This window comes from Methylobacterium sp. CCH5-D2 (assembly GCF_001556475.1).
In the GTDB taxonomy this organism is placed as follows: Bacteria; Pseudomonadota; Alphaproteobacteria; order Rhizobiales; family Beijerinckiaceae; genus Methylobacterium; species Methylobacterium hispanicum.
In genome coordinates, this window is sequence record NZ_LSIX01000319.1 from 1 (window position 1) to 22,796 (window position 22,796).

The 22,796-nt window shown below is 69.8% G+C and carries 15 protein-coding genes; 6 read left to right on the plus strand and 9 right to left on the minus strand.

Going from position 1 to position 22,796, the window contains the following annotated elements; all coding sequences use genetic code 11:
* On the plus strand, window positions 1-813 hold an 813-nt coding region (locus tag AX737_RS08350; protein ID WP_156453597.1), incomplete at its 5' end, for an aminotransferase class V-fold PLP-dependent enzyme.
* On the plus strand, window positions 810-1,436 hold the full coding sequence (gene ureG / locus AX737_RS08355) for an urease accessory protein UreG (RefSeq protein ID WP_066920535.1): 627 nt from the start codon (window positions 810-812) through the stop codon (window positions 1,434-1,436). The genes AX737_RS08350 and ureG, both read left to right, overlap by 4 nt.
* 10 nt (window positions 1,437-1,446) lie before the next feature.
* Here the strand turns inward: ureG and AX737_RS08360 are convergent, their stop codons facing one another.
* Window positions 1,447-2,571, minus strand: coding sequence for a hypothetical protein (locus tag AX737_RS08360; protein WP_066920537.1), 1,125 nt, complete (start codon window positions 2,569-2,571; stop codon window positions 1,447-1,449).
* A gap of 74 nt (window positions 2,572-2,645) precedes the next feature.
* Between AX737_RS08360 and AX737_RS08365 the strand changes: the two genes are divergently transcribed.
* The 4 genes from AX737_RS08365 to AX737_RS08380 are packed head-to-tail and all read left to right on the plus strand — an operon-like array spanning window position 2,646 to window position 6,727.
* The gene (locus AX737_RS08365) at window positions 2,646-3,083 is read left to right on the plus strand and encodes a heme-binding protein (protein ID WP_066920539.1); all 438 of its coding nucleotides are present in this window, start codon (window positions 2,646-2,648) and stop codon (window positions 3,081-3,083) included.
* Window positions 3,083-4,675: a peptide ABC transporter substrate-binding protein gene (locus AX737_RS08370; RefSeq protein WP_066920560.1), complete on the plus strand. Its 1,593-nt coding sequence runs from the start codon at window positions 3,083-3,085 to the stop codon at window positions 4,673-4,675. Before AX737_RS08365 ends, AX737_RS08370 begins: the two co-directional genes overlap by 1 nt.
* Window positions 4,676-4,715: 40 nt before the next feature.
* Window positions 4,716-5,639, plus strand: coding sequence for an ABC transporter permease subunit (locus AX737_RS08375; protein WP_066920541.1), 924 nt, complete (start codon window positions 4,716-4,718; stop codon window positions 5,637-5,639).
* Window positions 5,636-6,727 (plus strand): ABC transporter permease, encoded by a 1,092-nt coding sequence (locus AX737_RS08380; protein WP_066920543.1) that lies wholly within the window; start codon window positions 5,636-5,638, stop codon window positions 6,725-6,727. Before AX737_RS08375 ends, AX737_RS08380 begins: the two co-directional genes overlap by 4 nt.
* A 27-nt stretch (window positions 6,728-6,754) precedes the next feature.
* On the opposite strand, the gene garD is transcribed toward AX737_RS08380, so the two are convergent.
* From garD to AX737_RS08420, 8 genes are all read right to left on the minus strand, one after another.
* Window positions 6,755-8,326: a galactarate dehydratase gene (gene garD / locus AX737_RS08385; RefSeq protein WP_066920545.1), complete on the minus strand. Its 1,572-nt coding sequence runs from the start codon at window positions 8,324-8,326 to the stop codon at window positions 6,755-6,757.
* 366 nt (window positions 8,327-8,692) lie between these two features.
* Window positions 8,693-9,580, minus strand: a complete 888-nt coding sequence (locus tag AX737_RS08390) for a LysR family transcriptional regulator (protein ID WP_066920547.1) — start codon at window positions 9,578-9,580, stop codon at window positions 8,693-8,695.
* An 80-nt stretch (window positions 9,581-9,660) separates the two neighbouring features.
* A complete protein-coding gene (locus AX737_RS08395) occupies window positions 9,661-10,995 on the minus strand; it encodes an MFS transporter (RefSeq protein WP_066920549.1) in 1,335 nt (444 codons plus the stop codon).
* 402 nt (window positions 10,996-11,397) lie between these two features.
* Complete coding sequence (gene rpoC, locus AX737_RS08400) at window positions 11,398-15,606, minus strand: DNA-directed RNA polymerase subunit beta' (RefSeq protein ID WP_066920551.1); 4,209 nt, start codon at window positions 15,604-15,606, stop codon at window positions 11,398-11,400.
* Between the two features lie 173 nt (window positions 15,607-15,779).
* On the minus strand, window positions 15,780-19,910 hold the full coding sequence (gene rpoB / locus AX737_RS08405; RefSeq protein WP_066920553.1) for a DNA-directed RNA polymerase subunit beta: 4,131 nt from the start codon (window positions 19,908-19,910) through the stop codon (window positions 15,780-15,782).
* A 264-nt stretch (window positions 19,911-20,174) separates the two neighbouring features.
* Window positions 20,175-20,555: a 50S ribosomal protein L7/L12 gene (rplL, locus tag AX737_RS08410; protein ID WP_066920555.1), complete on the minus strand. Its 381-nt coding sequence runs from the start codon at window positions 20,553-20,555 to the stop codon at window positions 20,175-20,177.
* 56 nt (window positions 20,556-20,611) lie between these two features.
* Window positions 20,612-21,130 carry a 50S ribosomal protein L10 gene (rplJ, locus tag AX737_RS08415; protein WP_066920557.1) on the minus strand — a complete coding sequence of 173 codons (519 nt, stop codon included), beginning with the start codon at window positions 21,128-21,130 and terminating at the stop codon, window positions 20,612-20,614.
* 498 nt (window positions 21,131-21,628) lie between these two features.
* A partial coding sequence (locus AX737_RS08420) for a DUF4070 domain-containing protein (protein ID WP_066920559.1) occupies window positions 21,629-22,796 on the minus strand: 1,168 nt, incomplete at its 5' end.

The following is a 22,796-nucleotide window of genomic DNA, read 5'->3' on the forward strand; positions in this document are numbered from 1 at the left end:
GTGGTCGAGGTGATCCCCGCCGCGCCGGACTGGCGCATCGACGTCGTGGCCCTCGCGCGGATGCACGACACCCGTGTCCGGCTGATCGCCGCCGCCGCGATCCCCTCGAACGGCGGCCTCGTGAATCCGGTGGCGGAGATCGGGGCGCTCGCCCGAGCGCACGGCATCCCGTTCCTGCTCGACGCCTGCCAGATGGTCGGGCAGCGCCCGGTCGATGTCGCGGCGCTCGGCTGCGACATGCTCGCGGCCACGGGCCGGAAGTTCCTGCGCGGGCCCCGCGGCACCGGCTTCCTCTACGTGCGGCGCGCCTGGCTCGACCGGCTGGAGCCACTGATGCTCGACCATTTCGGCGCGCCCCTCGACGGGGACGGCTACCGGCTCCGCGACGACGCCCGCCGCTTCGAGACCTACGAGTACGACCACGCCGCCCGGCTCGGGCTCGGTGCCGCCGTCGAGTACGCCCTCGACCTCGGGCTCGACCGGATCGCGGCGCGCGTCGGCGCTCTCGCCACCGCGCTCCGGCAGGGCATCGCCGCGCTCCCGGGCGCGACGGTCCACGATCTCGGCCCCGACCCCGCCGGGCTCGTCACGGTCACGCTGGCGGGACACGACTCTGCCGCATTGCGGGCCGCGCTCGCGCAGGCCGGCATCGCGGCCGGGCTTTCGCTGCGGGCCGCCGCGCCGCTCGACGCGGACGCTCGGGGGTTGCCGCCGCTCGTGCGGCTCTCGCCGCACGTCTTCAACAGCGCGGACGAGATCGGGCGCGCGCTCGAGATCCTCGCCCGCCTCGCACAAGGGAAGATCCAGTCATGACCTCGCAGAACGGTCCCCTCAATGGTCCCTTGCGCGTCGGCATCGGCGGCCCGGTCGGCTCGGGCAAGACGGCCCTGATGGAGCAACTCTGCAAGCGCTTCCGCGACCGCTACGAGATCTGCGCCATCACCAACGACATCTACACCAAGGAGGACGCGCGCATCCTCACGGTGGCCGGCGCCTTGCCCGAGGAGCGCATCATGGGCGTCGAGACCGGCGGCTGCCCCCACACGGCGATCCGCGAGGATGCCTCGATCAACCTCGCGGCGGTGGCCGAGATGCGCCGCCGCTTCCCCAGGCTGGACCTCGTGCTGATCGAGTCGGGCGGGGACAACCTCGCGGCGACCTTCTCGCCGGAGCTGGCCGACATCACGCTCTACGTCATCGACGTGGCGGGCGGCGAGAAGATCCCCCGCAAGGGCGGCCCGGGCATCACCCGCTCCGACCTTCTCATCGTCAACAAGACCGACCTCGCCCCCCTCGTCGGGGCCGATCTCGGCGTGATGGAGAGCGACACGCGGCGCATGCGGGGCGAGCGGCCCTACGTCTTCGCCTCCCTGCGGGAGGGCGCGGGCGCCGACAGGGTCGCCCGCTTCATCGAGGAGGCGGGCGGCCTCGGCTGAGATCCGCCGCTCAGCACACCCGCCAGCGGCTCTCCCACCCGGCGAGCCGGGCGAGCCCCATCGCGCCGTCCTCGATCCGGGCGGCGGATCTGGCCAGCAGCGGCGCCGGCTCGCGGAAGCCGAAGCGCCGCATGGTCTCGCTCACCAGGGCCGCGATCGCGGCCTCGGTCTGGGCCGGAATCGTCCGGTGCGCCAGCTCGTTCGGCGGAAGGTCCCGGCCCGGCGCTACCACGGCGTCCCAGGACTGCCCCCAGGCGAGTTTGGCGAAGCGCTCGCGCGTCTCGAAGGTGTGCGTCTCGATGCGCGCGCGGTATTCCGGCGCCTCGCCGCGGAACGGCTCCGGGTCGAGCCCGCGCGCCCAGGCCGCCTCATCGAGGGCGTGGCCGATGCGGCGGGGATGACCTGCAACCTGGCGGTGCACCCGCAGCGCCCGCAGGCGGCGCGAGGCCTCGACCGCGACCGGCCCGGAGGAGCGGTTGCTGCGGTAGCCCGCGGCTTGCGCACCGATCAGGTCGCCCAAGCGGTCGCCGAGACCGAGGGCCTCGACGATGCGGCCGACGAGCGGCTCCGCCGAGCGCCGGTCGGCGAGCGGCACCGCCGTGACCCGGCCGTCCGCGGCCTCGGCCCAGGGCGCGACCAGCGCCCGGTAGTCGATCCGGCCGGAGCGCCAGTGCAGCGCCAGGTAGTCGCGAAAGCTGCCGGTCTCGCGGATGAGCTGGGCGCGGTGGGCGTAGGCCGAGTTCAGGAAGGCGAAGGGCGGCTTGACCACCATCAGCACCTCCGGTGCGAAGCCGCGCCGCGCCAGGATCTCCCGCAGGGTCTCGGGCACGCCGAAGCGGGGGCGCTGCACCGAGAAGTCCTCGTAGGAGAGGATCACCGTGTCGGCCCGGGTCCGCCGCAGGGCCTCGTCGAGGCGTCCGAGCACGACGCTGCGCTCGGCGCGCGGACGGCGCCCGTCGAGGACTTCGCCGAGCGGCTGGTGGTTGACGTCCCGGTCGGGATGAGAGCCCGGCGGCGCGAGTTCGGGGTAGAGCAGCCCGGCCTCCGCGAGCCTCGGCCTGAGGCCGGCCAGCACCTCCTGAAGGGCGGTGGAGCCCGTCCGCGGCATTCCGATGTGGATGATTGCACGGCGCATGCTAATCGTTTCGTCTCCGCTCTGCGGCGGGTGCCCGGCCCGCCTCGTGGTCCTCTCCCCCTCGACGTGTGACGATGATCGACCTGACGCTCGACGCTGCCCGAACCATCGTGGCGACCGCCCTGGAGGCGGCGCGCGCGCGCGGCCTGCAGCCGCTCGCGGTGGTTGTATATGATGCCCGCGGGTCTCTGAAATGTGTCCAGGTGGAGGACGGCACCTCGCTGCGCCGGGCCGAGGTGGCGATGGGCAAGGCGAACGGGGCGCTCGCCCTCGGGCTCGGCTCGCGGGCGCTGCACAAGCGGGCCGAGGTTCAGGCCTACTTCCTCACGGCGGTCGCGGAGGTCGCGGGCCCGGCGGGCCTCGTGCCGGTCCCGGGCGGCGTGCTGATCCGCGCCCGCGACGGGCGGCTCCTCGGCGCCGTCGGCGTCTCGGGCGACACCTCGGACAACGACGAGGCCTGCGCGGTGGCCGGCATCGAGGCGGCGGGCCTCGTGCCGGAGACCGGCGCCTGATATCCTTGCGCCGCCGCGACTTCGTCTCCGGCGCGGCGGCGCTCGCCGCCCTGCCCCGCCCGGCGCGGGCCGTGGGCGCGCCGCTCTACCGGCGCGGCAACGACGCCGATCCCGAGACGCTCGACCCGCACCGCTCCTCGACGGTGGCCGAGGCGCACATCCTGCGCGACCTCTTCGAGGGGTTGCTGACCTACGACAACCGGGGCGCCATCATACCGGGCGCGGCCGAGAGCTGGACGATATCGGACGATCGCCGCACCTACACCTTCCGGTTGCGGACCGAGGGGCGCTGGTCGAACGGCGAGCCGGTCGAGGCGGGGGCCTTCGTGTACGCGCTGCGCCGGATCCTCGCCCCCGCGACGGCGGCGAAATACGCCGAGGTGCTCTTTCCGATCCGCAACGCCGCCGCGGTGAATGCCGGCGCGATGTCCCCGGATCAGCTCGGCGTCACGGCGCCGGACCCGCGCACCCTGGTGATCGCGCTCGACAACCCGACGCCGTACCTCCTCGAACTCCTCACCCACCAGACCAGCCTTCCGGTGCACCCGGCCTCCGTCGAGCGGTTCGGCGACGCCTTCACGCGGCCGGGCAACCTCGTGTCCAACGGACCCTATCGGCTGCGCGACCTCGTTCCGAACGACCGGATCACGCTCGTGCGCAACCCGCATTTCCACGCGGTCGCCGAGGTCGCGATCCCGGAGGTCGCCTTCCTGCCGACGCCGGATCTGGCCAGCGCGGTGCGACGGTACGCGGCCGGCGAGATCGACTCGCTCGCCGATCTGCCCGGTGACCAGATGGCGGCGCTCAAGCGCCGCTTCGGCGATCAGGTCGTGCTCGGGCCCGGTCTCGGCCTCTACGCGCTGGCGGTGAACACCCGCAAGGCGCCCTTCTCGGACCCGCGGGTGCGCCGCGCCCTCTCGCTCGCGATCGACCGGCCTTATCTGGCGGAAGCGCTCTGGGGCGGCACGATGAGCCCGGCCTGGTCCTTCTGCCCGCCGGGGCTCGACAATTACCGCGCCCCGCCCGAGACCGAGGGGCGCCGGGGCTTTCCGATCGACCACGAGGCGGAGGCGCGGCGCCTGCTGGCCGAGGCCGGGTTCGGGCCGGGCCGCCCCTTGCGGGTCGAGTACCGCTTCAACACCACGGACAACAACCGCAACACCGCGGTGGCTTTGGCCGAGATGTGGCGCGCGCTCGGGATCGAGACGCGCTTCGTCTACACCGACGCCAAGACGCATTTCGCCTATCTGCGCGACGGCGGCGACTTCGATATCGCCCGGATGTCGTGGATCGCCGACTATTCCGACCCGCAGAACTTCCTGTTCCTGCTCCGCTCCGGCAACGACGGGATGAATCCCGGCCGCTTCGCCGATCCGGCCTACGACGCGCTCCTCGACGCCTCTGCCCGCGAGCCGGACATCACGGCCCGCGCCGACCTGCTCTGGCGCGCCGAGGCGATCCTGATGCGCGACCTGCCCTGGATCCCGGTGATGCACACCCGCTCCAAGGCGCTGATCAGCCCGCGGCTGCATGGCTACCACCCGAACCTCCGCAACGCCGCGCCGACGCGGTTCCTGAGGCTGGAGGGATGATGGGATCGATGCTCCGCGCGCTCGAGGCGGGCCCCCGCCCATGATCGGCCTCGTCCTCCGCCGCCTCGCGCAGGCCGTGCCCACCCTCCTCCTCGTCGTCGCCGCGAGCTTCTTCCTGATGCGGCTCGCGCCCGGCGGCCCGTTCGACCTCGAACGTCCCCTCGCGCCGGCCGCGATGGAGAACCTGCGCCGGGTCTACGGGCTCGACCAGCCGCTCCTCGTCCAGTTCGGCCGCTACCTCGGTGCCCTGGCGCGGGGTGATCTCGGACCCTCCTTCTCGTTCCGCGATCTGACCGTGGCCGATCTCCTCGCCCGCGGGCTGCCGGTCTCGCTGACGCTCGGCGCGCTTGCCCTCCTCCTCGCCCTGGGGATCGGCATCGGGTTCGGCTGCCTCGCGGCCCTGCGGCAGGGCGGCGCCACCGACCGCGCCGTCACCCTGCTGGCGGGCTTGAGCCTCTCCCTGCCGAGCTTCGTCGTGGCGCCTCTCCTGCAGATCGGCTTCGGACTCGCCCTGCACTGGCTGCCGCTCGGCGGCTGGGGTGGGGGCGCGCCGGGCCACCTCGTCCTGCCGGTGATCACCCTCGCCCTGCCCCAGATCGGCGCGGTGGCGCGGCTCACCCGGGCCTCCCTCGCCGAGGCGCTCCGCGCCCAGCCGGTGCGGACCATGCGCAGCCTCGGGCTCCCTCCGGGCCGGGTGCTGCGCCACGCGCTGCGCGGCGCGCTCCTGCCGGTGATCGCGCTGGCCGGGCCGCTTGCCACCGGCCTGCTCACCGGGTCCGTGGTGGTCGAGACGGTGTTCGGGCTGCCCGGCATCGGGCGCTACTTCGTTGAGGGGGCGCTCAACCGCGACTACACGCTGGTGATGGGCACGGTGCTGCTCGTCGGCGTGTTCGTCGTCGTGCTGAACCTCGCGGCCGACCTCGCCGCTGCCTGGGCCGACCCGCGCCTGCGGGGGCGCGCGTGAGCGCGCCGGGCCGCGGCGTGCTCCGTCGCCTCGGCCGCGGGGCGTGGGCAAGCCTTGCCGTGCTCGTCCTCGTGGCGCTGGCCTGCTTGGTCGGCCCGCTGCTCACCGGCCACGCGCCCGAGCGCGCCTATCCGGATCTGCGCCAGCTCGGCGCGGGGCTCGGACCTCAGCCGGCGCCCGACCGGATCGGACCGGCGCTGGAACGCCTCGCCTACCGGATGCGGGCACGGCTCGAAGGGTTCGAACAGGGCCCGGATTCCGTCCGCCTCGTCCTCGGCTCGGACGAGCCGGTGGACCGGCGCGGCCTCGTCTACCTGCCGCGCTCCGACCTGTTCGGCGAGGCCCGGGTGGTCGAGGCGTCCGCCGACGGGCGCCGCCTCGTCGTCGAGGCGCCGCTGCGGCGGCTGCACTTCCCCCTCGGCACCGACGTGCACGGGCGCGACCTCCTCACCCGCAGCCTCGTGGCGGGCCGGGTCTCGCTCCTGATCGGCCTCACGGCGACGCTCGTCGCCCTTGTCGTCGGAGTCGCCTACGGGGCGGTGGCGGGCTTCGCGGGCGGCGCGGTCGATGCCGTGATGATGCGGCTCGTGGACGTGCTCTACGCCCTGCCCTTCGTGTTCTTCGTGATCGTGCTGGTGGTGTTCTTCCGCCCCGGCCTCGGGCTGATCCTCTTCGCCATCGCGGCGGTCGAGTGGCTCGACATGGCCCGCATCGTGCGCGGGCAGGCGCAGGCCCTGAAGGCCTGCGACTTCGTCCGCGCGGCGGAAGCGCTGGGGCTGACCGCGCGGCAGATCCTCGTGCGCCACGTGGTGCCGAACGCGCTGGGGCCGATCCTCGTCGCCGCGACCCTGCTGGTGCCCCGGGTGATCCTGCTGGAGAGCTTTCTCTCGTTCCTCGGCCTCGGCGTGCAGGAGCCCGAGACCAGCTGGGGCGTGCTGGTGGCCGAGGGCTCGCGGGCGATCGAATCGGCTCCGCACATGCTGGCGGCCCCGGCCCTCCTGCTGGTCACGACGCTGGTGGCGCTGAACAGCCTCGGCGACGGGCTGGCGGACGCGGTCGATCCGCGGACGGTGCGCCGCATCGCCTGACCAGGCCGGGCGGAGAGCGGAGGAGGATCAGGTGATCGGCGCCGGGTTGAACAGCGTCAGGTCGTTGTAGAGGCCCCAGCGGTCCGACCAGGGCTGCTTGCACCCGCTCGCCACGTCGAGGATCAGGCGGAACAGCTCCCAGCCCATCTCTTCGATCGTCGCCTCGCCGGTGGCGACCTTACCCGCGTCGAGGTCGATCAGGTCGGACCAGCGCCGGGCGAGTTCGCTGCGCGTGGCGACCTTGATCACCGGGGCCTGTGCGAGGCCGTAGGGCGTGCCGCGGCCCGTCGAGAACACCTGAAGCGTGATGCCGGAGGCGAGCTGCAGGGTGCCGCAGACGAAGTCGCTGGCCGGCGTCGCCGCGAAGATCAGCCCCCGCTCGCGCACCCGCTCGCCCGGGGCCAACACGCTCGTGATCGCGCTGGTGCCGGATTTGGCGACCGATCCCAGCGCCTTCTCGACGATGTTGTTGAGCCCGCCGCGCTTGTTGCCGGGCGACGGGTTCGCCCGCCGGTCGGCGCCGCCCTTCTCGAGATAATCGTCGTACCACGCCATCTCGCGGATCAGCGCGTCGGCGACCTCCGGGGTCGCGGCCCGCGGGGTGAGCAGGTGGATCGCGTCGCGCACCTCCGTCACCTCGGAGAACAGCACGGTGGCGCCGCAGCGCACCAGCAGGTCGGCGGCGAAGCCGAGCGCCGGGTTGGCGGTGACGCCCGAGAAGGCGTCGCTGCCGCCGCATTGCAGGCCGACCACGAGGTCGGAGGCCGGACAGGTCTCACGGGTACGCCGGTTCAGCACCTGGAGCCGCGCCTCGGCCATCCGCATGATGCTGTCGATCATGCTGCCGAAACCCTCGTGGCGCTCGTCCTGCAGGCGGACCACGTTCTCCGGATCCTCGGCCGTTCCCTGCCGGCCGGGCACGAGGCGCTCGGAGACGAGCTTCTCGCAGCCGAGGCCCACCACCATGACCGCGCCGCCGAAATTCGGGTTCTGGGCGAGGCTCTGGAGGGTGCGGATCGGGATCACCGCCTCCGGCGCGTTGATGGCGACGCCGCAGCCATAGGCGTGGGTCAGGCCGATCACGTCGTCCACGTTGGGGAAGCGCGGCAGCAATTCCTGCTTGATGCGCCGGATCGCGACGTCGAGCGTGCCGGTCACGCACTGCACGCTGGTCGAGATCGCCAGGATGTTCTTCGTGCCGACGCTGCCGTCCGGATTGCGAAAACCCTCGAAGGTGTAGCCGTCGAGCGGCGGCAGGGGCGCCGGCACGCGGGTACACGTCTCCAGCGCGTCGAGGGCGGGGGCGACCGGCGTCTCGACGCAGGATTCCTCGACCCAGGAGCCGCGCGGGATGTCCCGCAGGGCAATCCCCACCACCTCGCCGTAGCGCACGACGTGGCCGCCCCGCGGCACGTCGGCGAGTGCAACCTTGTGGCCCTGGGGCACGAACTCGGTGAGCGTCAGGCCGTCCGGGAACACCGTGCCGGCCGGCAGCCCGAAGGCGTTGACCACGATCGCGACGTTGTCCTTCGGGTGGACCCGGATCGTGCGGGGGGCGTCGCCGACGGGACGCGGCGGGGCTACCAGATCGCTCAGCATCGGTTTCCTCCGGCGGGACTCCCTTGCACGGAAGGCCCGATTTTCAGATCAGGCTAGTGCCGCCGGGTACGGAGATCCAATGCCGCCTCTGGATCGACCGATGCCGGACGTGCATCGATAAAAGATCACCTTGCCTTCACCGCGCATCGTCCGTGCAGATGGGCACTGGAAACTCCACCCTTTCCCGGACGCCCGGAGCGTCAGCGGAGGGTGATCCGGGATCCGGCGACTGAAGCGCCGCGAAGCGGCTCGATCTTCAGCACCGGCAACCATGCGGACGCTGCGCGTCATCGTGTGCTCGGTCCCGGGTCGCATTCCGCTGACGCTGCATGCACCCGGGAAAGGGCGCGACGGTGCCGGACCGCATCAGTGCTCAAGGTCGCCCACGATGCCGCGCAGCGCGTCGACCAGCGGGTTGTCGTGGTCGCGCCGCCAGCTCAGCATCAGCTCGGCGGGGTGCGGCCGCGGCAGGGCGAGGGGCCGGAAAGCTACGCCCTCGAAGCGCAGGCGCTCGGCCGCCGCCGGCACCAGCGCGAGGCCGATCCCGGCCCGCACCAGCGCCAGGATCGAGTGTATCTGCGTGAGCTGCTGCAGGACGCGCGGCTGCACGCCGGCCTCCGCGAAGAGCGCCGCCACGAGGTCGTGGAAGTAGCTCGCCTCGTGCGGCGCGTAGGCGACGAAGGCCGCGCCGCGAAAATCCTCCGGCGTCAGCGCGGACCGGCCCGCCAGCGCGTGCCCGGCCGGCGCCGCCGCGATCAGCGGCTCGGCCAGCGCGCGGGCCGTCTCCAGCTCGGGATGCGTCACCATCGGACGCACGAGCGCCGCGTCGAGCTGGCCTGAGAGCAGGCCCTCGAGCTGGTCCTTCGTCACCATCTCGCGCAAGCTCAGCGTGACATCGGGCAGGGCGGCCCGGCAGGCGGTGACGAGGCGGGGCAGGAAGTCGTAGGCGGAGGCCGCCGTGAAGCCGAGCTTGAGCACGCCCGCCCGCCCCGCCGCCACCTGCCGGGTGACGTGCGCGGCGGTCTCGGCGAGCCTGAGGATCCGCTGCGCCTCGGGCAGGAAGCTGCGCCCGGCCGCAGTGAGCCGCACCGAGCGGCTCGTGCGGTCGAGGAGCTGGGCGTCGAGCACGCGCTCCAGAACCTGGATCTGCCGGGAGAGGGGCGGCTGCGTCATGTTCAGCCGGGCGGCGGCCCGGCCGAAATGCAGCTCCTCGGCGACCGCCACGAAGCAGCGCAGCTGGCTGAAATCGAACATGCCCGCAACCCTACGACAAGGGCCGCGGGGAAGCCCCGCGGCCGCCGAGATGAGCACAGGTTTGTCTCCGGGCCGGCGCCTCAGCGCAGCTCGACCCGGCGGATCTCGCCGACCACCACGAGGTAGCAGAAGCAGGCCACCAGCGCGTTGAGACCGACGAAGATCAGCGCCCCGTTGAACGAGCCCGTGCTCTGCACGATGTAGCCGATCGCGATCGGGGTGGTGATGCCGGCGGTATTGCCGAACGTGTTGAACAGGCCGCCCGAGAGGCCGCCGCTCTCCCGCGGCGAGGTGTCCGAGACCACGGCCCAGCCGAGCGCCCCGATGCCCTTGCCGAAGAAGGCCAGCGCCATCAGGCCGACCACGACGGCGTCCGCCTGCACGTAGTTGCAGCCGATGATCGACATCGACAGCAGCATGCCGCCGACGATCGGGATCTTGCGGGCGGCGGTGAGCGAGTGGCCGCGGCGCAGAAGCATGTCGGAGATGACGCCGCCCAGGATGCCGCCGACGAAGCCGCACAGCGCCGGAAGCACCGCCGCGAAGCCTGCCTGCAGGATCGACAGCCCGCGCTCCTTCACGAGGTAGACCGGGAACCACGTCAGGAAGAAGTAGGTCAGCGTGGTGATGCAGTACTGGCCCACATAGATGCCGAGCAGCATGCGGTTGGCCAGCAGCTGCTTCAGCGTGCGGCCGACATTGGCCTGCCTGGCCGAGCCCTGGCCGTCCATGTCGAGCAGCGCGCCGCCCCGCTCGATGTAGTCGCGCTCGGCCGCGTTCATGCTCGGATGGTCCTTCGGGCCGTGGATCACCTGGGTCCAGAGCAGCGCGAAGGCGATGCCGAGCGCGCCCATCATGGTGAAGACGTGGTGCCAGCCGAAATGGTGGACCACCCAGGCCATGAGCGGCGTGAACAGCACGGTGGCGAAGTACTGTGCCGAGTTGAAGAAGGCCGAGGCCATGCCCCGCTCCTTGGCGGGGAACCACGCTGCCGTGATGCGGGCGTTGGCGGGAAAGACCGGCGCCTCGGCGAGGCCGACGGCCAGCCGCAGCGCGAACAGCAGCGCGACCGCGGTGGCGCCCGTGAAGAAGCCGACCGCGCCCTGCACCAGCGTGAAGGCCGACCACAGGAAGATCGCGGCCGCGTAGACCCACTTCACGCCGTAGCGGTCGAGCAGCCAGCCGCCGGGGATCTGGGCGAGCACGTAGGACCACGCGAAGGCCGAGAACACGTAGCCCATCTGCACGGCGTCGAGCCCGAGATCCTTCGACAGGGCGGGGCCCGCGATCGAGATGGTCGCGCGGTCGGCGTAGTTGATCGTCGTGGCGACGAACAGCATCAGGACGATGGAGATCCGGACGCGGCTTCGCCGGGCATCGGACACGGCAAGGCCGGCGCTCGTCTGCGCGCTCATGGGCAATTCCTCCCAGCATGGGCCGCCCGGCTTTTGCCGTGACGGGCGAAGAAACCTGAGGATTCTCCGCAGATGCCAGAGTGGTCGTCCGACTCTTCCGGGTCCAACTCAAAGACTGGATGGATCGATGCCGGGCGCGCATCGATCGAGGACTTTGCGCGATGCCCCTTTCCCGGACGCCTGGAGCGAAGCGGAAGGTGATCCGGGATCCAGCGCAAGGAGACGCGGAGCGCCCGAACCCTGCAACGTTGCTCAAGATCGCGCCGCTGCGCGGCACTTCATCCTCTGGATCCCGGATCACCTTCCGCTGACGCTCCAGGCGTCCGGGAAAAGGGCGGTCCGCCAAACGAGAAAGGGCGGCCCCGCGGGGCCGCCCTCTGTGCTTCGTCTCTCCGGAGCGGATCACTCCGCCGCGGGCGAGAACTCCTCGATCTGGCCGGCACCGCTCTCGGCCTGCTTCTGCTGCAGGATGAGGTTGTCGCGGCGGCGCGCGATCGAGCGGATGTCCGCCACCAGGGAGCCCGTGCCGGCCGGGATGAGCGAGCCGACGATGACGTTCTCCTTGAGGCCTTCCAGCGTGTCGACCTTGCCGTTGACCGCCGCTTCCGTGAGGACGCGGGTGGTCTCTTGGAACGAGGCCGCCGAGATGAACGACTTCGTCTGCAGCGAGGCCTTGGTGATGCCGAGCAGCACCGGCACGCCCACGACCGGCTTCTTGCCCTCGGCCAGAAGCTTCTCGTTGATGTCGGTCAGCTCGGTCCGGTCGATCTGGTCACCCGGGATGATGTCCGAATCGCCGCTCTCGGTGACTTCCACCTTCTGCAGCATCTGCCGGACGATCACCTCGATGTGCTTGTCGTTGATCGACACGCCCTGGAGCCGGTAGACCTCCTGGATCTCGTTGACGAGGTAGGCGGCAAGCTCCTCCACGCCCTTGATCGCCAGGATGTCGTGCGGCGCCGGGTTGCCGTCGACGATGTAGTCGCCGAGCTCCACCACGTCCCCGTCCTGCAAGTGGATGTGCTTGCCCTTGGGGATCAGGTACTCGACCGTCTCCGAACCGTCGTGCGGCGTCAGCGAGAGCCGGCGCTTGTTCTTGTAGTCCCGGCCGAAGGCGATCGTGCCCGACTTCTCGGCGATGATCGCCGCGTCCTTCGGGCGGCGCGCCTCGAACAGCTCCGCCACCCGCGGCAGACCGCCGGTGATGTCGCGGGTCTTGGCCGAGTCGGTCGAGACGCGGGCCAGGATGTCGCCGGCCTTCACCGTGCCGCCCGGGTCGTAGCCGATGATGGCGTCGACGGGCAGGAGGTAGCGGGCCTCCGAGCCGCGCGGCAGGCGGATCGGCTTGCCGTCCTGGTCCACGATGACCATCGCGGGCTTGAGGTCCGAGGTCCGGGCCGAACCGCGCCAGTCGATGACGACGCGCTTCGAGATGCCCGTCGACTCGTCGGCCGTCTCGGTGATCGACTGGCCGTCGTAGAGGTCCTCGTAGGCCACGACGCCGTCCACCTCGGCGACGATCGGACGGGTGTAGGGATCCCACTCGGCGATCCGCTGCCCGCGCTTGATCTTGTCGCCCTCGTCGACCCGCACCTTGGCGCCGTACTGCAGGCGGTGCACCGCCCGCTCGGCCCCGTCCGAGCCCACGATCACCACGGCCACGTTGCGGCCGGTGGCGATGAGGTCGCCGTCCGAGTTCTTCGCGAGCGCCCGGTTGCGGATCCGGATGGTGCCCTCGAAGCTCGACTCGATGAAGGACGAGTCCGCGATCTGCGCCGCACCGCCGATGTGGAAGGTGCGCATGGTGAGCTGGGTGCCCGGCTCGCCGATCGACTGCGCCGCGATGACGCCGACGGCCTCGCCCATGTTGACGGGCGTGCCGCGGGCGAGGTCGCGCCCGTAGCAGGTGGCGCAGACGCCGCTCTTGGTGGCGCAGACGAGCACCGAGCGGATCTTCACCTCCTGGATGCCGGCGGCGGTGATCGCCGGCAGGTGGCGCTCCTCGATGGTCTCGCCGGTCTTGACGATGACCGTGCCGTCCTGCGCGACCAGATCCTCCGCCGTGGCGCGGCCGAGGATGCGGGTGGCGAGCGTGGCCACGACCTGACCCGCGTCGATGATGGCGCGCATCCGGATGCCGTTGGTGGTGCCGCAATCCACCTCGCGGATCACCGCGTCCTGCGCCACGTCGACGAGGCGGCGGGTGAGGTAGCCCGAGTTGGCGGTCTTGAGCGCCGTGTCGGCCAGACCCTTCCGGGCGCCGTGGGTCGAGTTGAAGTACTCGAGAACGTCGAGGCCTTCCTTGAAGTTCGAGATGATCGGGGTCTCGATGATCTCGCCCGAGGGCTTCGCCATCAGGCCGCGCATCGCCGCGAGCTGCTTCATCTGCGCCGGCGAGCCGCGGGCGCCCGAGTGGCTCATCATGTAGATCGAGTTGACCTGCTTGTCGGCGCCGTTCTCGTCCTTCTGCACCGACGAGATCCGGCCCATCATCTCCTGGGCCAGCTTGTCGGAGCACTTCGCCCAGGCGTCGACGACCTTGTTGTACTTCTCGCCCTGGGTGATCAGGCCGTCGTTGTACTGCTGCTCGTAATCCTTCACGAGCGTGCGGGTCGCGTCGACGATCGACCACTTGTTGTCCGGCACCACCATGTCGTCCTTGCCGAACGAGATGCCGGCGCGGAAGGCGTGGCTGAAGCCGAGCGCCATGATGCGGTCGCAGAAGATCACCGACTCCTTCTGACCGCAGTGGCGGTAGACGGTGTCGATCATCGCCGAGATCTCCTTCTTGGTCATCAGCTTGTTGACGACGTCGAAGGGCACCTTGCGGTGCTTCGGGAGCGCGCCCGAGAGGATCACGCGGCCCGGGGTGGTCTCGTAGATCTGGGTCAGCGGCTCGCCGTCCGGGCCGATGCCCTTCCAGCGCCACTTGATCTTCGAGTGCAGCGAGACGGCCTTGGCGGCCAGAGCGTGCTCCAGCTCGCCGATGTCGCCGTAGACGCCCTGCATCGGGTTCTGCTTGTTGTCGGCGTTGTACGCGCCGACCGCGCCCTCGGCGACGATCGAGAGGTAGTACAGGCCGAGCACGATGTCCTGCGACGGCACGATGATCGGCTGGCCGTTCGCGGGGTGCAGGATGTTGTTGGTCGACATCATCAGGACGCGCGCCTCCAGCTGAGCCTCGAGGCTCAGGGGGACGTGCACGGCCATCTGGTCGCCGTCGAAGTCGGCGTTGAACGCGGCGCAGACCAGCGGGTGCAGCTGGATCGCCTTGCCCTCGATCAGCTTCGGCTCGAAGGCCTGGATGCCGAGGCGGTGCAGCGTCGGCGCGCGGTTCAGCATCACCGGGTGCTCGCGGATCACCTCATCGAGGATGTCCCAGACCTCCGGCTTCTCCTTCTCGACGAGCTTCTTGGCCTGCTTGACGGTGGCCGAGAATCCCTTGGCGTCGAGGCGCGCGTAGATGAAGGGCTTGAACAGCTCCAAGGCCATCTTCTTCGGGAGGCCGCACTGGTGCAGCTTCAGCTCGGGGCCGACCACGATGACCGAGCGGCCCGAATAGTCGACGCGCTTGCCGAGCAGGTTCTGGCGGAAGCGGCCCTGCTTGCCCTTCAGCATGTCGGCGAGCGACTTCAGCGGGCGCTTGTTGGCGCCCGTGATGACGCGGCCGCGGCGGCCGTTGTCGAACAGCGCGTCCACCGCCTCCTGAAGCATGCGCTTCTCGTTGCGGATGATGATGTCGGGCGCGCGCAGCTCGATCAGCCGCTTCAGGCGGTTGTTGCGGTTGATGACGCGGCGGTAGAGGTCGTTGAGATCCGACGTCGCGAAGCGGCCGCCGTCCAGCGGAACCAGCGGGCGCAGGTCCGGCGGGATGACGGGGACGACCGTCAGGATCATCCACTCGGGCCGGTTGCCCGACATCTGGAACGCCTCGATGATCTTGAGGCGCTTCAGGAGCTTCTTGGGCTTCAGCTCCGAGGTGGTGACGGCGATCTCCTCGCGCAGATCGTTGGCGATCTTGTCGAGGTCGAGCTCCTGCAGGATGCGCCGGATGGCCTCGGCGCCGATCATCGCCGTGAACGAATCCTCGCCGTACTCCTCCTGAGCGCGCAGGTACTCCTCCTCCGAGAGGAGCTGGCGCTCCTTCAGGGGCGTGAGGCCCGGCTCGATGACGCAGTACGACTCGAAGTACAGGATCCGCTCAAGGTCCTTGAGCGCCATGTCGAGCAGCAGGCCGATGCGCGAGGGCAGCGACTTGAGGAACCAGATGTGCGCGACCGGGGCGGCCAGCTCGATATGGCCCATGCGGTCGCGCCGGACGCGCGCCAGCGTCACCTCGACGCCGCACTTCTCGCAGATGACGCCCTTGTACTTCATGCGCTTGTACTTACCGCACAAGCACTCGTAGTCCTTGATGGGCCCGAAGATGCGCGCGCAGAACAGGCCGTCGCGCTCGGGCTTGAAGGTGCGGTAGTTGATCGTCTCGGGCTTCTTGATCTCGCCGTAGGACCACGAGAGGATCTTCTCGGGGCTGGAGATCGAGATCTTGATCTGGTCGAAGCTCTGGGGCTGGGCCTGCTGGTTGAAAAGGTTCATGACCTCTTGGTTCATGATCCACTCCTTGGCTCGACGGGCCGCGCCGCGCCTGCGCCGCCACGTCCGAAAAACACCCTCGGCGCAGCGCCCTGCCGGACGCCGCTGGCCGTCTCAAACCGTCGGAGGCCCCGCCCCTCCCCGCTCGAACCGTGCCGGCGCGTCACCGGCACGGGAGGTGTCGTCTGTCGCTACTCGGCGGCGTTGGCGGGCGGCTCGAGCTGGTCGTTGGCCGCCTGCTGCTGCTTGGAGCTCGTCAGCTCGACGTTGAGGCCGAGCGAGCGCATCTCCTTCACCAGCACGTTGAAGCTCTCGGGGATGCCGGCCTCGAAGGTGTCGTCGCCGCGGACGATCGCCTCGTAGACCTTGGTGCGGCCGGCCACGTCGTCCGACTTCACCGTGAGCATCTCCTGCAGCGTGTAGGCCGCGCCGTAGGCCTCCAGCGCCCAGACCTCCATCTCGCCGAAGCGCTGGCCGCCGAACTGCGCCTTGCCGCCCAGCGGCTGCTGGGTGACGAGCGAGTACGGGCCGATCGAGCGCGCGTGAATCTTGTCGTCCACGAGGTGGTGGAGCTTCAGCATGTAGATGTAGCCCATGGTGACCTTGCGGTCGAAGGGCTCGCCGGTGCGACCGTCGTAGAGGGTCGACTGCGCCGAGCGGTCGAGCCCGGCCATCTCCAGCATCTGCTCGATGTCGGCTTCCTTGGCACCGTTGAACACCGGCGTCGCCATCGGCACGCCGCGGCGGAGGTTGTTGCCGACCTCGGCGTACTCCTCGTCCGTCAGGCCCTCGAGCTCGTGGGGGGAGTAGATCGCCTTCATCTCCTCCTTCAGCGGCGCGATGTCCTGCGTCTTCAGATAGGCATCGACCGCCTTGGACACCTTGCGACCCAGGCCCGCAGCCGCCCAGCCGAGGTGCGTCTCGAGGATCTGACCGACGTTCATGCGGCTCGGCACGCCGAGCGGGTTGAGCACGATGTCGGCGTGCGTGCCGTCCTCAAGGAACGGCATGTCCTCGATCGGCACGATGCGCGACACCACGCCCTTGTTGCCGTGGCGGCCGGCCATCTTGTCGCCGGGCTGGATCTTGCGCTTCACCGCCACGAAGACCTTGACCATCTTCATGACGCCGGGCGGGAGCTCGTCGCCGCGCTGCAGCTTCTCGACCTTGTCGAGGAAGCGCTGCTCGAGGCGCTTCTTCGACTCGTCGTACTGCTTCTGCATCGCCTCCATCTCGGTCATGAGACGGTCGTCGACGACGGCGAACTGCCACCATTGCGAGCGCGGGTACTCGCTCATCACCTCGCGGGTGAGCACCGTGTCCTTGCGGAAGCCGCGCGGACCGGCGATCGGGGCCTGGCCGATGAGCGTGTCGGCGAGCCGCGCGTAGGTGTTGCGGTCGAGGATCGCCTGCTCGTCGTCGCGGTCCTTGGCGAGGCGCTCGATCTCCTCGCGCTCGATCGCCTGGGCGCGCTCGTCCTTGTCGACGCCGTGGCGGTTGAACACCCGGACCTCGACGATCGTGCCCGTGACGCCGGGGGGCACGCGCAGGGACGTGTCGCGCACGTCGGACGCCTTCTCGCCGAAGATGGCGCGAAGGAGCTTCTCCTCCGGCGTCATCGGGCTCTCGCCCTTCGGCGTGATCTTGCCGACCAGGATGTCGCCCGCGTGCACCTCGGCGCCGATATAGACGATGCCGGCCTCGTCGAGGTTCTTGAGCGCCTCCTCCGAGACGTTCGGGATGTCGCGGGTGATCTCCTCCGGGCCCAGCTTGGTGTCGCGGGCCATCACCTCGAACTCCTCGATGTGGATCGAGGTGAACACGTCATCCTTCACGATCCGCTCGGAGAGCAGGATCGAGTCCTCGAAGTTGTAGCCGTTCCACGGCATGAACGCGACGAGCACGTTCCGGCCGAGCGCCAGCTCGCCGAACTCGGTGGACGGTCCGTCGGCGATGATCTCGCCCTTCTTCACGAACTCGCCGACGCGGACCAACGGCTTCTGCGTGATGCAGGTCGACTGGTTGGAGCGCTGGAACTTCTGCAGGCGGTAGATGTCGACGCCCGGCTTGTTGGCGTCGGCCTCCTCGGTGGCCCGGATGACGATACGGGTGGCGTCCACCTGGTCGATGATGCCGGTGCGGCGCGCCGCGATGGCGGCGCCGGAGTCGCGAGCGACCACGGCCTCCATGCCGGTGCCGACGAAGGGCGCGTCGGCGCGGACCAGCGGCACCGCCTGGCGCTGCATGTTCGAGCCCATCAGCGCCCGGTTGGCGTCGTCGTTCTCGAGGAACGGGATCAGCGCCGCGGCAACCGAGACGAGCTGCTTCGGCGACACGTCCATGAGATCGACGCGCTCGGGGCCGACGACGATGACCTCGCCGGCGCGACGGCAGACCACCAGCTCCTCGGTGAGCTTGAAGTTCTCGTCCATCTGGGCGTTGGCCTGGGCGACGTAGTACTTCGCCTCCTCCATGGCCGACAGATAGGCGACCTCGGTGGTGACCACGCCGTCCTTCACGCGGCGGAACGGGGTCTCGATGAAGCCGTACTTGTTCACGCGGGCGAAGGTCGCCAGCGAGTTGATCAGGCCGATGTTCGGGCCTTCCGGCGTCTCGATCGGGCAGATGCGGCCATAGTGCGTCGGGTGCACGTCGCGCACCTCGAAGCCGGCGCGCTCGCGGGTCAGGCCGCCCGGGCCGAGGGCCGACAGGCGGCGCTTGTGCGTCACCTCGGAGAGCGGGTTGGTCTGGTCCATGAACTGCGAGAGCTGGCTGGAGCCGAAGAACTCGCGCACGGCCGCGGCCGCGGGCTTCGCGTTGATCAGGTCCTGCGGCATCACCGTGTCGATGTCGACCTGGCTCATGCGCTCGCGGATGGCGCGCTCCATGCGGAGCAGGCCCAGACGGTACTGGTTCTCCATCAGCTCGCCGACCGAGCGGACGCGGCGGTTGCCGAGGTGGTCGATGTCGTCGATCTCGCCCTTGCCGTCGCGCAGCTCGACGAGCGCCTTGACGACCGCCAGCATGTCCTCCTTGCGGAGCGTCCGGACGGTGTCGGCGGCGTCGAGGTCGAGGCGCATGTTCATCTTCACGCGGCCGACCGCGGAGAGGTCGTAGCGCTCGGCGTCGAAGAACAGCGAGTGGAACATCGCCTCGGCCGTCTCCAGCGTCGGCGGCTCGCCCGGGCGCATCACGCGGTAGATGTCGAACAGCGCGCCCTCGCGGGCCGAGTTCTTGTCCACGGCGAGCGTGTTGCGGATGTAGGGGCCGACGTTGACGTGGTCGATGTCGAGCACCGGCAGCGCGGTGATGCCGACCTCGTCGAGCGCCTTGAGGAGCTTCTCGGTGATCTCCTCGCCGGCCTCGGCCCAGATCTCGCCGGTCTGCATGTTGACGAGATCCTCGGCCACGTACTGGCCGACGAGGTCCTCGTCCGTGGCACGCAGGAACTTCGTGCCCTTCTCGGTGATCTGGCGGGCGTTGCGGGCGTTGAGCTTCTTGCCCGCCTCCAGCACCACCTCGCCCGAATCGGCGTCGATCAGGTCTACGGAGGCCTTGAAGCCCTTCAGGCGCTCGGCGTCGAACGGCACGCGCCAGTCGGCGCCGTCCCGGTCGTAGGTCACGTGGTTGTAGAAGGTCGAGAGGATCTCCTCGCCGTCGAGGCCCAGCGCGAACAGCAGCGAGGTGACCGGAAGCTTGCGCTTCCGGTCGATGCGCACGTGCACGATGTCCTTGGCGTCGAACTCGACGTCGAGCCAGGAGCCGCGATACGGGATGATGCGGGCGGCAAACAGCAGCTTGCCCGACGAGTGCGTCTTGCCCTTGTCGTGGTCGAAGAACACGCCCGGGGACCGGTGCATCTGCGAGACGATGACGCGCTCGGTGCCGTTGACGATGAAGGTGCCGTTCTCCGTCATCAGGGGCATGTCGCCCATGTAGACGTCCTGCTCCTTGATGTCCTTGACCGACTTCGCCTGGGTGTCCGGATCGACGTCGAACACGATCAGGCGCAGCGTCACCTTCAGCGGGGCCGCGAAGGTGATGCCGCGCTGGCGGCACTCGTCGACGTCGTACTTCGGCGGCTCGAAGGTGTAGCGCACGAACTCGAGCAGCGACGTCGAGGCGAAGTCCGAGATCGGGAACACCGACTTGAACACGCTCTGGAGGCCCTCGTCGCCCCGGCCACCCTCGGGCTCGTCCACCATCAGGAACTGGTCGTAGGACGCCTTCTGAACCTCGATGAGGTTCGGCATCTCGGCGACTTCCTTGATCTTGCCGAAGAACTTCCGAATGCGCTTGCGACCGACCAGCGTGTTGGCCATGTGACCTCGCTCCTACCCGCGTCCTGGTGGTCCGGGGAAACCGTCGTTCCCGCGCCGGACCCGTGACGCGCGCCCCGCCGGACCGCGCCACCCGTCTCGAATTCCTGTCCGGACCCGTTCCAGGGCCCGCCGGTCGCGTCCGACGACCCGGGGGTCGTCCGAAGCGACCTTAGCCCGCGGGTGGCGACACCCGCGGGCTCCGGTCACGATCGGCTGTGGACAAGCCGCCGTGGAGGGGTGGGCCGGGTGCGGCCCACCGGGGTCTTACTTGAGCTCGACCTTGGCGCCGGCCTTCTCGAGCTGGGCCTTGAGCTTCTCGGCCTCGTCCTTGGCGACGCCCTCCTTGACGGGCTTCGGCGCGCCCTCGACCAGGTCCTTGGCCTCCTTGAGGCCGAGGCCGGTGATCGCGCGGACCTCCTTGATGACCTCGATCTTCTTGTCGCCGGCGGAGGCGAGCACGACCGTGAACTCGGTCTGCTCCTCGGCGGCGGCAGCGGCGCCACCACCGGCGGCCGGGCCGGCGGCCACGGCGACGGCAGCAGCGGCCGAGACGCCCCACTTCTCCTCGAGCATCTTGGCGAGGTCGGCGGCCTCGAGAACGGTCAGCGACGAGAGGTCGTCGACGAGCTTGGCGAGATCAGCCATGATTCACTATCCTTGATATCGGTTTGAACGGAAGGGTTTTAAAGGGGCGAACGGCCTCAGGCCGCCTCGTCCTTCTTGGCATAGGCCCCGAACACGCGGGCGAGCTTGGCCGCCGGCGCGTTGGTGAGCTGGGCGAGCTTGGTCGCGGGCGCCTGGATGAGGCCCACGAGCTTGCCGCGCAGTTCGTCCAGGGACGGGAGCGAGGCCAGGGCCTTCACGCCGTCCGGGTTCAGGGCAGTCGTTCCCATCGCGCCGCCGAGAATCACGAGCTTGTCGTTCGTCTTGGCGAAGTCCACCGCGACCTTGGCGGCGGCGACCGGGTCGCCCGAATAGGCGAGCAGGGTCGGGCCCTTCAGGAGGGGCTTGATGGAGGCGACGTCAGTGCCATCGAGAGCGAGGCTCGCAAGGGTGTTCTTTGCGACCTTCACGGTGGCGCCGGCCTGCTTCATCTGCGCGCGCAGCTTCTGCATGTCGGCGACCGTGAGGCCCTTGTAGTGGGCCACGACGACGACGGCGTTGTTCGCGAACACGCCGTTGAGCGTCGAGACGAGATCAGCTTTTGCTGTCCGGTCCACTGGGGCTCTCTCCGGTTGGCGGAACCCGGGAGGGGTCCGCCGGTTGCATATGCCGCCGGGAACGGACGCGGTCGGTAGAGACCGGTAACGTCCTCGTGCGACGCTTCGCGGCCCTGTTCCCGGATGCCGCCCGTCTCCGGGCCGCCTCCAGGGCGAGTGGGTTCAAACCGATGCCTCTCCGCGGCAGGGCCACGGCGAGGGTCTTGAATTCGGTCATCCCCGTCTGTGCAGGTCGGGTGGATTAAGCCGGGAGCCGGCACCTGCAGTCTCGGACAGGACATGGCCGGATGAGGCCCCGCGAGACTTCTCAGTCCGCGTCGCCGTCCGGCCATCCCGCTCGGTCGCCCGAGCGGATCTCATGATGGAGCGCAGCCATACGGCTCCGTTCCATGGGATCATGTGATTGCGTGAGCGGGTGTATAGAGGCCTGCAAGCGCCTTGCCAAGAGGCGGAACGCGACTTTTGCGCCGCAGGCAAGGTTGCTGTGCCGGGCGCGGCTCAGGCCGCCTCGCGCTCCGGCACGAAGCGGCGCCGGGCGTTCTCCCACCAGGTCCGCTCGCGCGCCTCCTTCGCCTCCGCGGCCTTGGCTGCGTAGAACGAGGCGTTGTGCTCGCCGCGCAGGGCCTCGCGGGTGAAGCGGATCAGGTGGTGGGCGACGAAGCCCATGTTGAACACCGCCTCGATCTGCCCGCGCCTGAGGGCGTAGCCCGCCGCCTGCCAGAACGGCCGGCGGTAGTCGGAGACGATGCCGACCCGCGTGATGATGTTGAAGCCGAGGATCAGGCCGCGGCGCAGGTTCGTGAAGGTGAGCTTGCCCTTGGTCGGCGTCTTGATCCGGTGCGGGTAGGTGACGGCGCACTGGTGCTTGAAGCGCTCGAAGATCTTGTCCGGCTCGTAGGCGTGCGCGATGGCGCGGCGCCACGAGCTCACCACCGCGTCGTGCGGACGCTTGAACAGCACGTTCGATTCGAGGCTGGCGTCGTGCAGGAGCCGGCCCTCCCGCTCCAGCCTGTCCCAGAGCGGGGTCTTGGGCAGCGCCTGCAGCAGGTTGATCGTCAGGACCGGGATCGCCGAGCGGTCGATGAAGTCGATCAGGTTCTGCTCGGACTTGTCGGTGTCGGTATCGAGGCCGAGGATGATGCCCGAGGTCACCTCGAGCCCGTAGGAGTTCAGGGTCTCGATCGCCTCGTACATCGGCACGGCGGCGTTGTGGGTCTTGTCGATCCCCTTGAGGGCGTCCGCCTCCGGCGTCTCGATGCCGACGAACACCGTCATGAAGTTCGCCTGCCGCATCAGCTCGAGGATCTCGGGCTGCTTGGCCATGTTCAGCGTCGCCTCGCAGGCGAACTGGAGCGGGTAGTCGTTCTTCTTCTGCCACGCCACGAGGTGGGGCAGCATGTCCCGCGTCGCCTTGCGGTTGCCGATGAAGTTGTCGTCCACGAAGTAGACCACCGCCGGGTGGCCGGGCTGGCTGATGATGGCGTCGAGCTCGGCGCACATCTGCTCGGGGCTCTTCAGCCTGGGCTGGCGCCCGTAGAGCTGCGGGATGTCGCAGAACTCGCAGCGATAGGGGCAGCCCGAGGAGAATTGCAGCGAGCCGATCAGGTAGCGCTTGAGCGGCGCGTGCTCGTAGGCGGGTGCCGGGAAGTCGGCGAGCGCGAGCCGG

What these genes read in the sequence shown, in the direction of transcription:
- AX737_RS08390 (WP_066920547.1), bottom strand. Translation starts at nt 9,580, where the DNA reads ATGTTCGATTTCAGCCAGCTGCGCTGCTTCGTGGCGGTCGCCGAGGAG.
- garD (WP_066920545.1), bottom strand. Translation starts at nt 8,326, where the DNA reads ATGCTGAGCGATCTGGTAGCCCCGCCGCGTCCCGTCGGCGACGCCCCC.
- ureG (WP_066920535.1), top strand. Translation starts at nt 810, where the DNA reads ATGACCTCGCAGAACGGTCCCCTCAATGGTCCCTTGCGCGTCGGCATC.
- AX737_RS08365 (WP_066920539.1), top strand. Translation starts at nt 2,646, where the DNA reads ATGATCGACCTGACGCTCGACGCTGCCCGAACCATCGTGGCGACCGCC.
- AX737_RS08375 (WP_066920541.1), top strand. Translation starts at nt 4,716, where the DNA reads ATGATCGGCCTCGTCCTCCGCCGCCTCGCGCAGGCCGTGCCCACCCTC.
- rplL (WP_066920555.1), bottom strand. Translation starts at nt 20,555, where the DNA reads ATGGCTGATCTCGCCAAGCTCGTCGACGACCTCTCGTCGCTGACCGTT.
- AX737_RS08395 (WP_066920549.1), bottom strand. Translation starts at nt 10,995, where the DNA reads ATGAGCGCGCAGACGAGCGCCGGCCTTGCCGTGTCCGATGCCCGGCGA.
- AX737_RS08360 (WP_066920537.1), bottom strand. Translation starts at nt 2,571, where the DNA reads ATGCGCCGTGCAATCATCCACATCGGAATGCCGCGGACGGGCTCCACC.
- rpoC (WP_066920551.1), bottom strand. Translation starts at nt 15,606, where the DNA reads ATGAACCAAGAGGTCATGAACCTTTTCAACCAGCAGGCCCAGCCCCAG.
- rpoB (WP_066920553.1), bottom strand. Translation starts at nt 19,910, where the DNA reads ATGGCCAACACGCTGGTCGGTCGCAAGCGCATTCGGAAGTTCTTCGGC.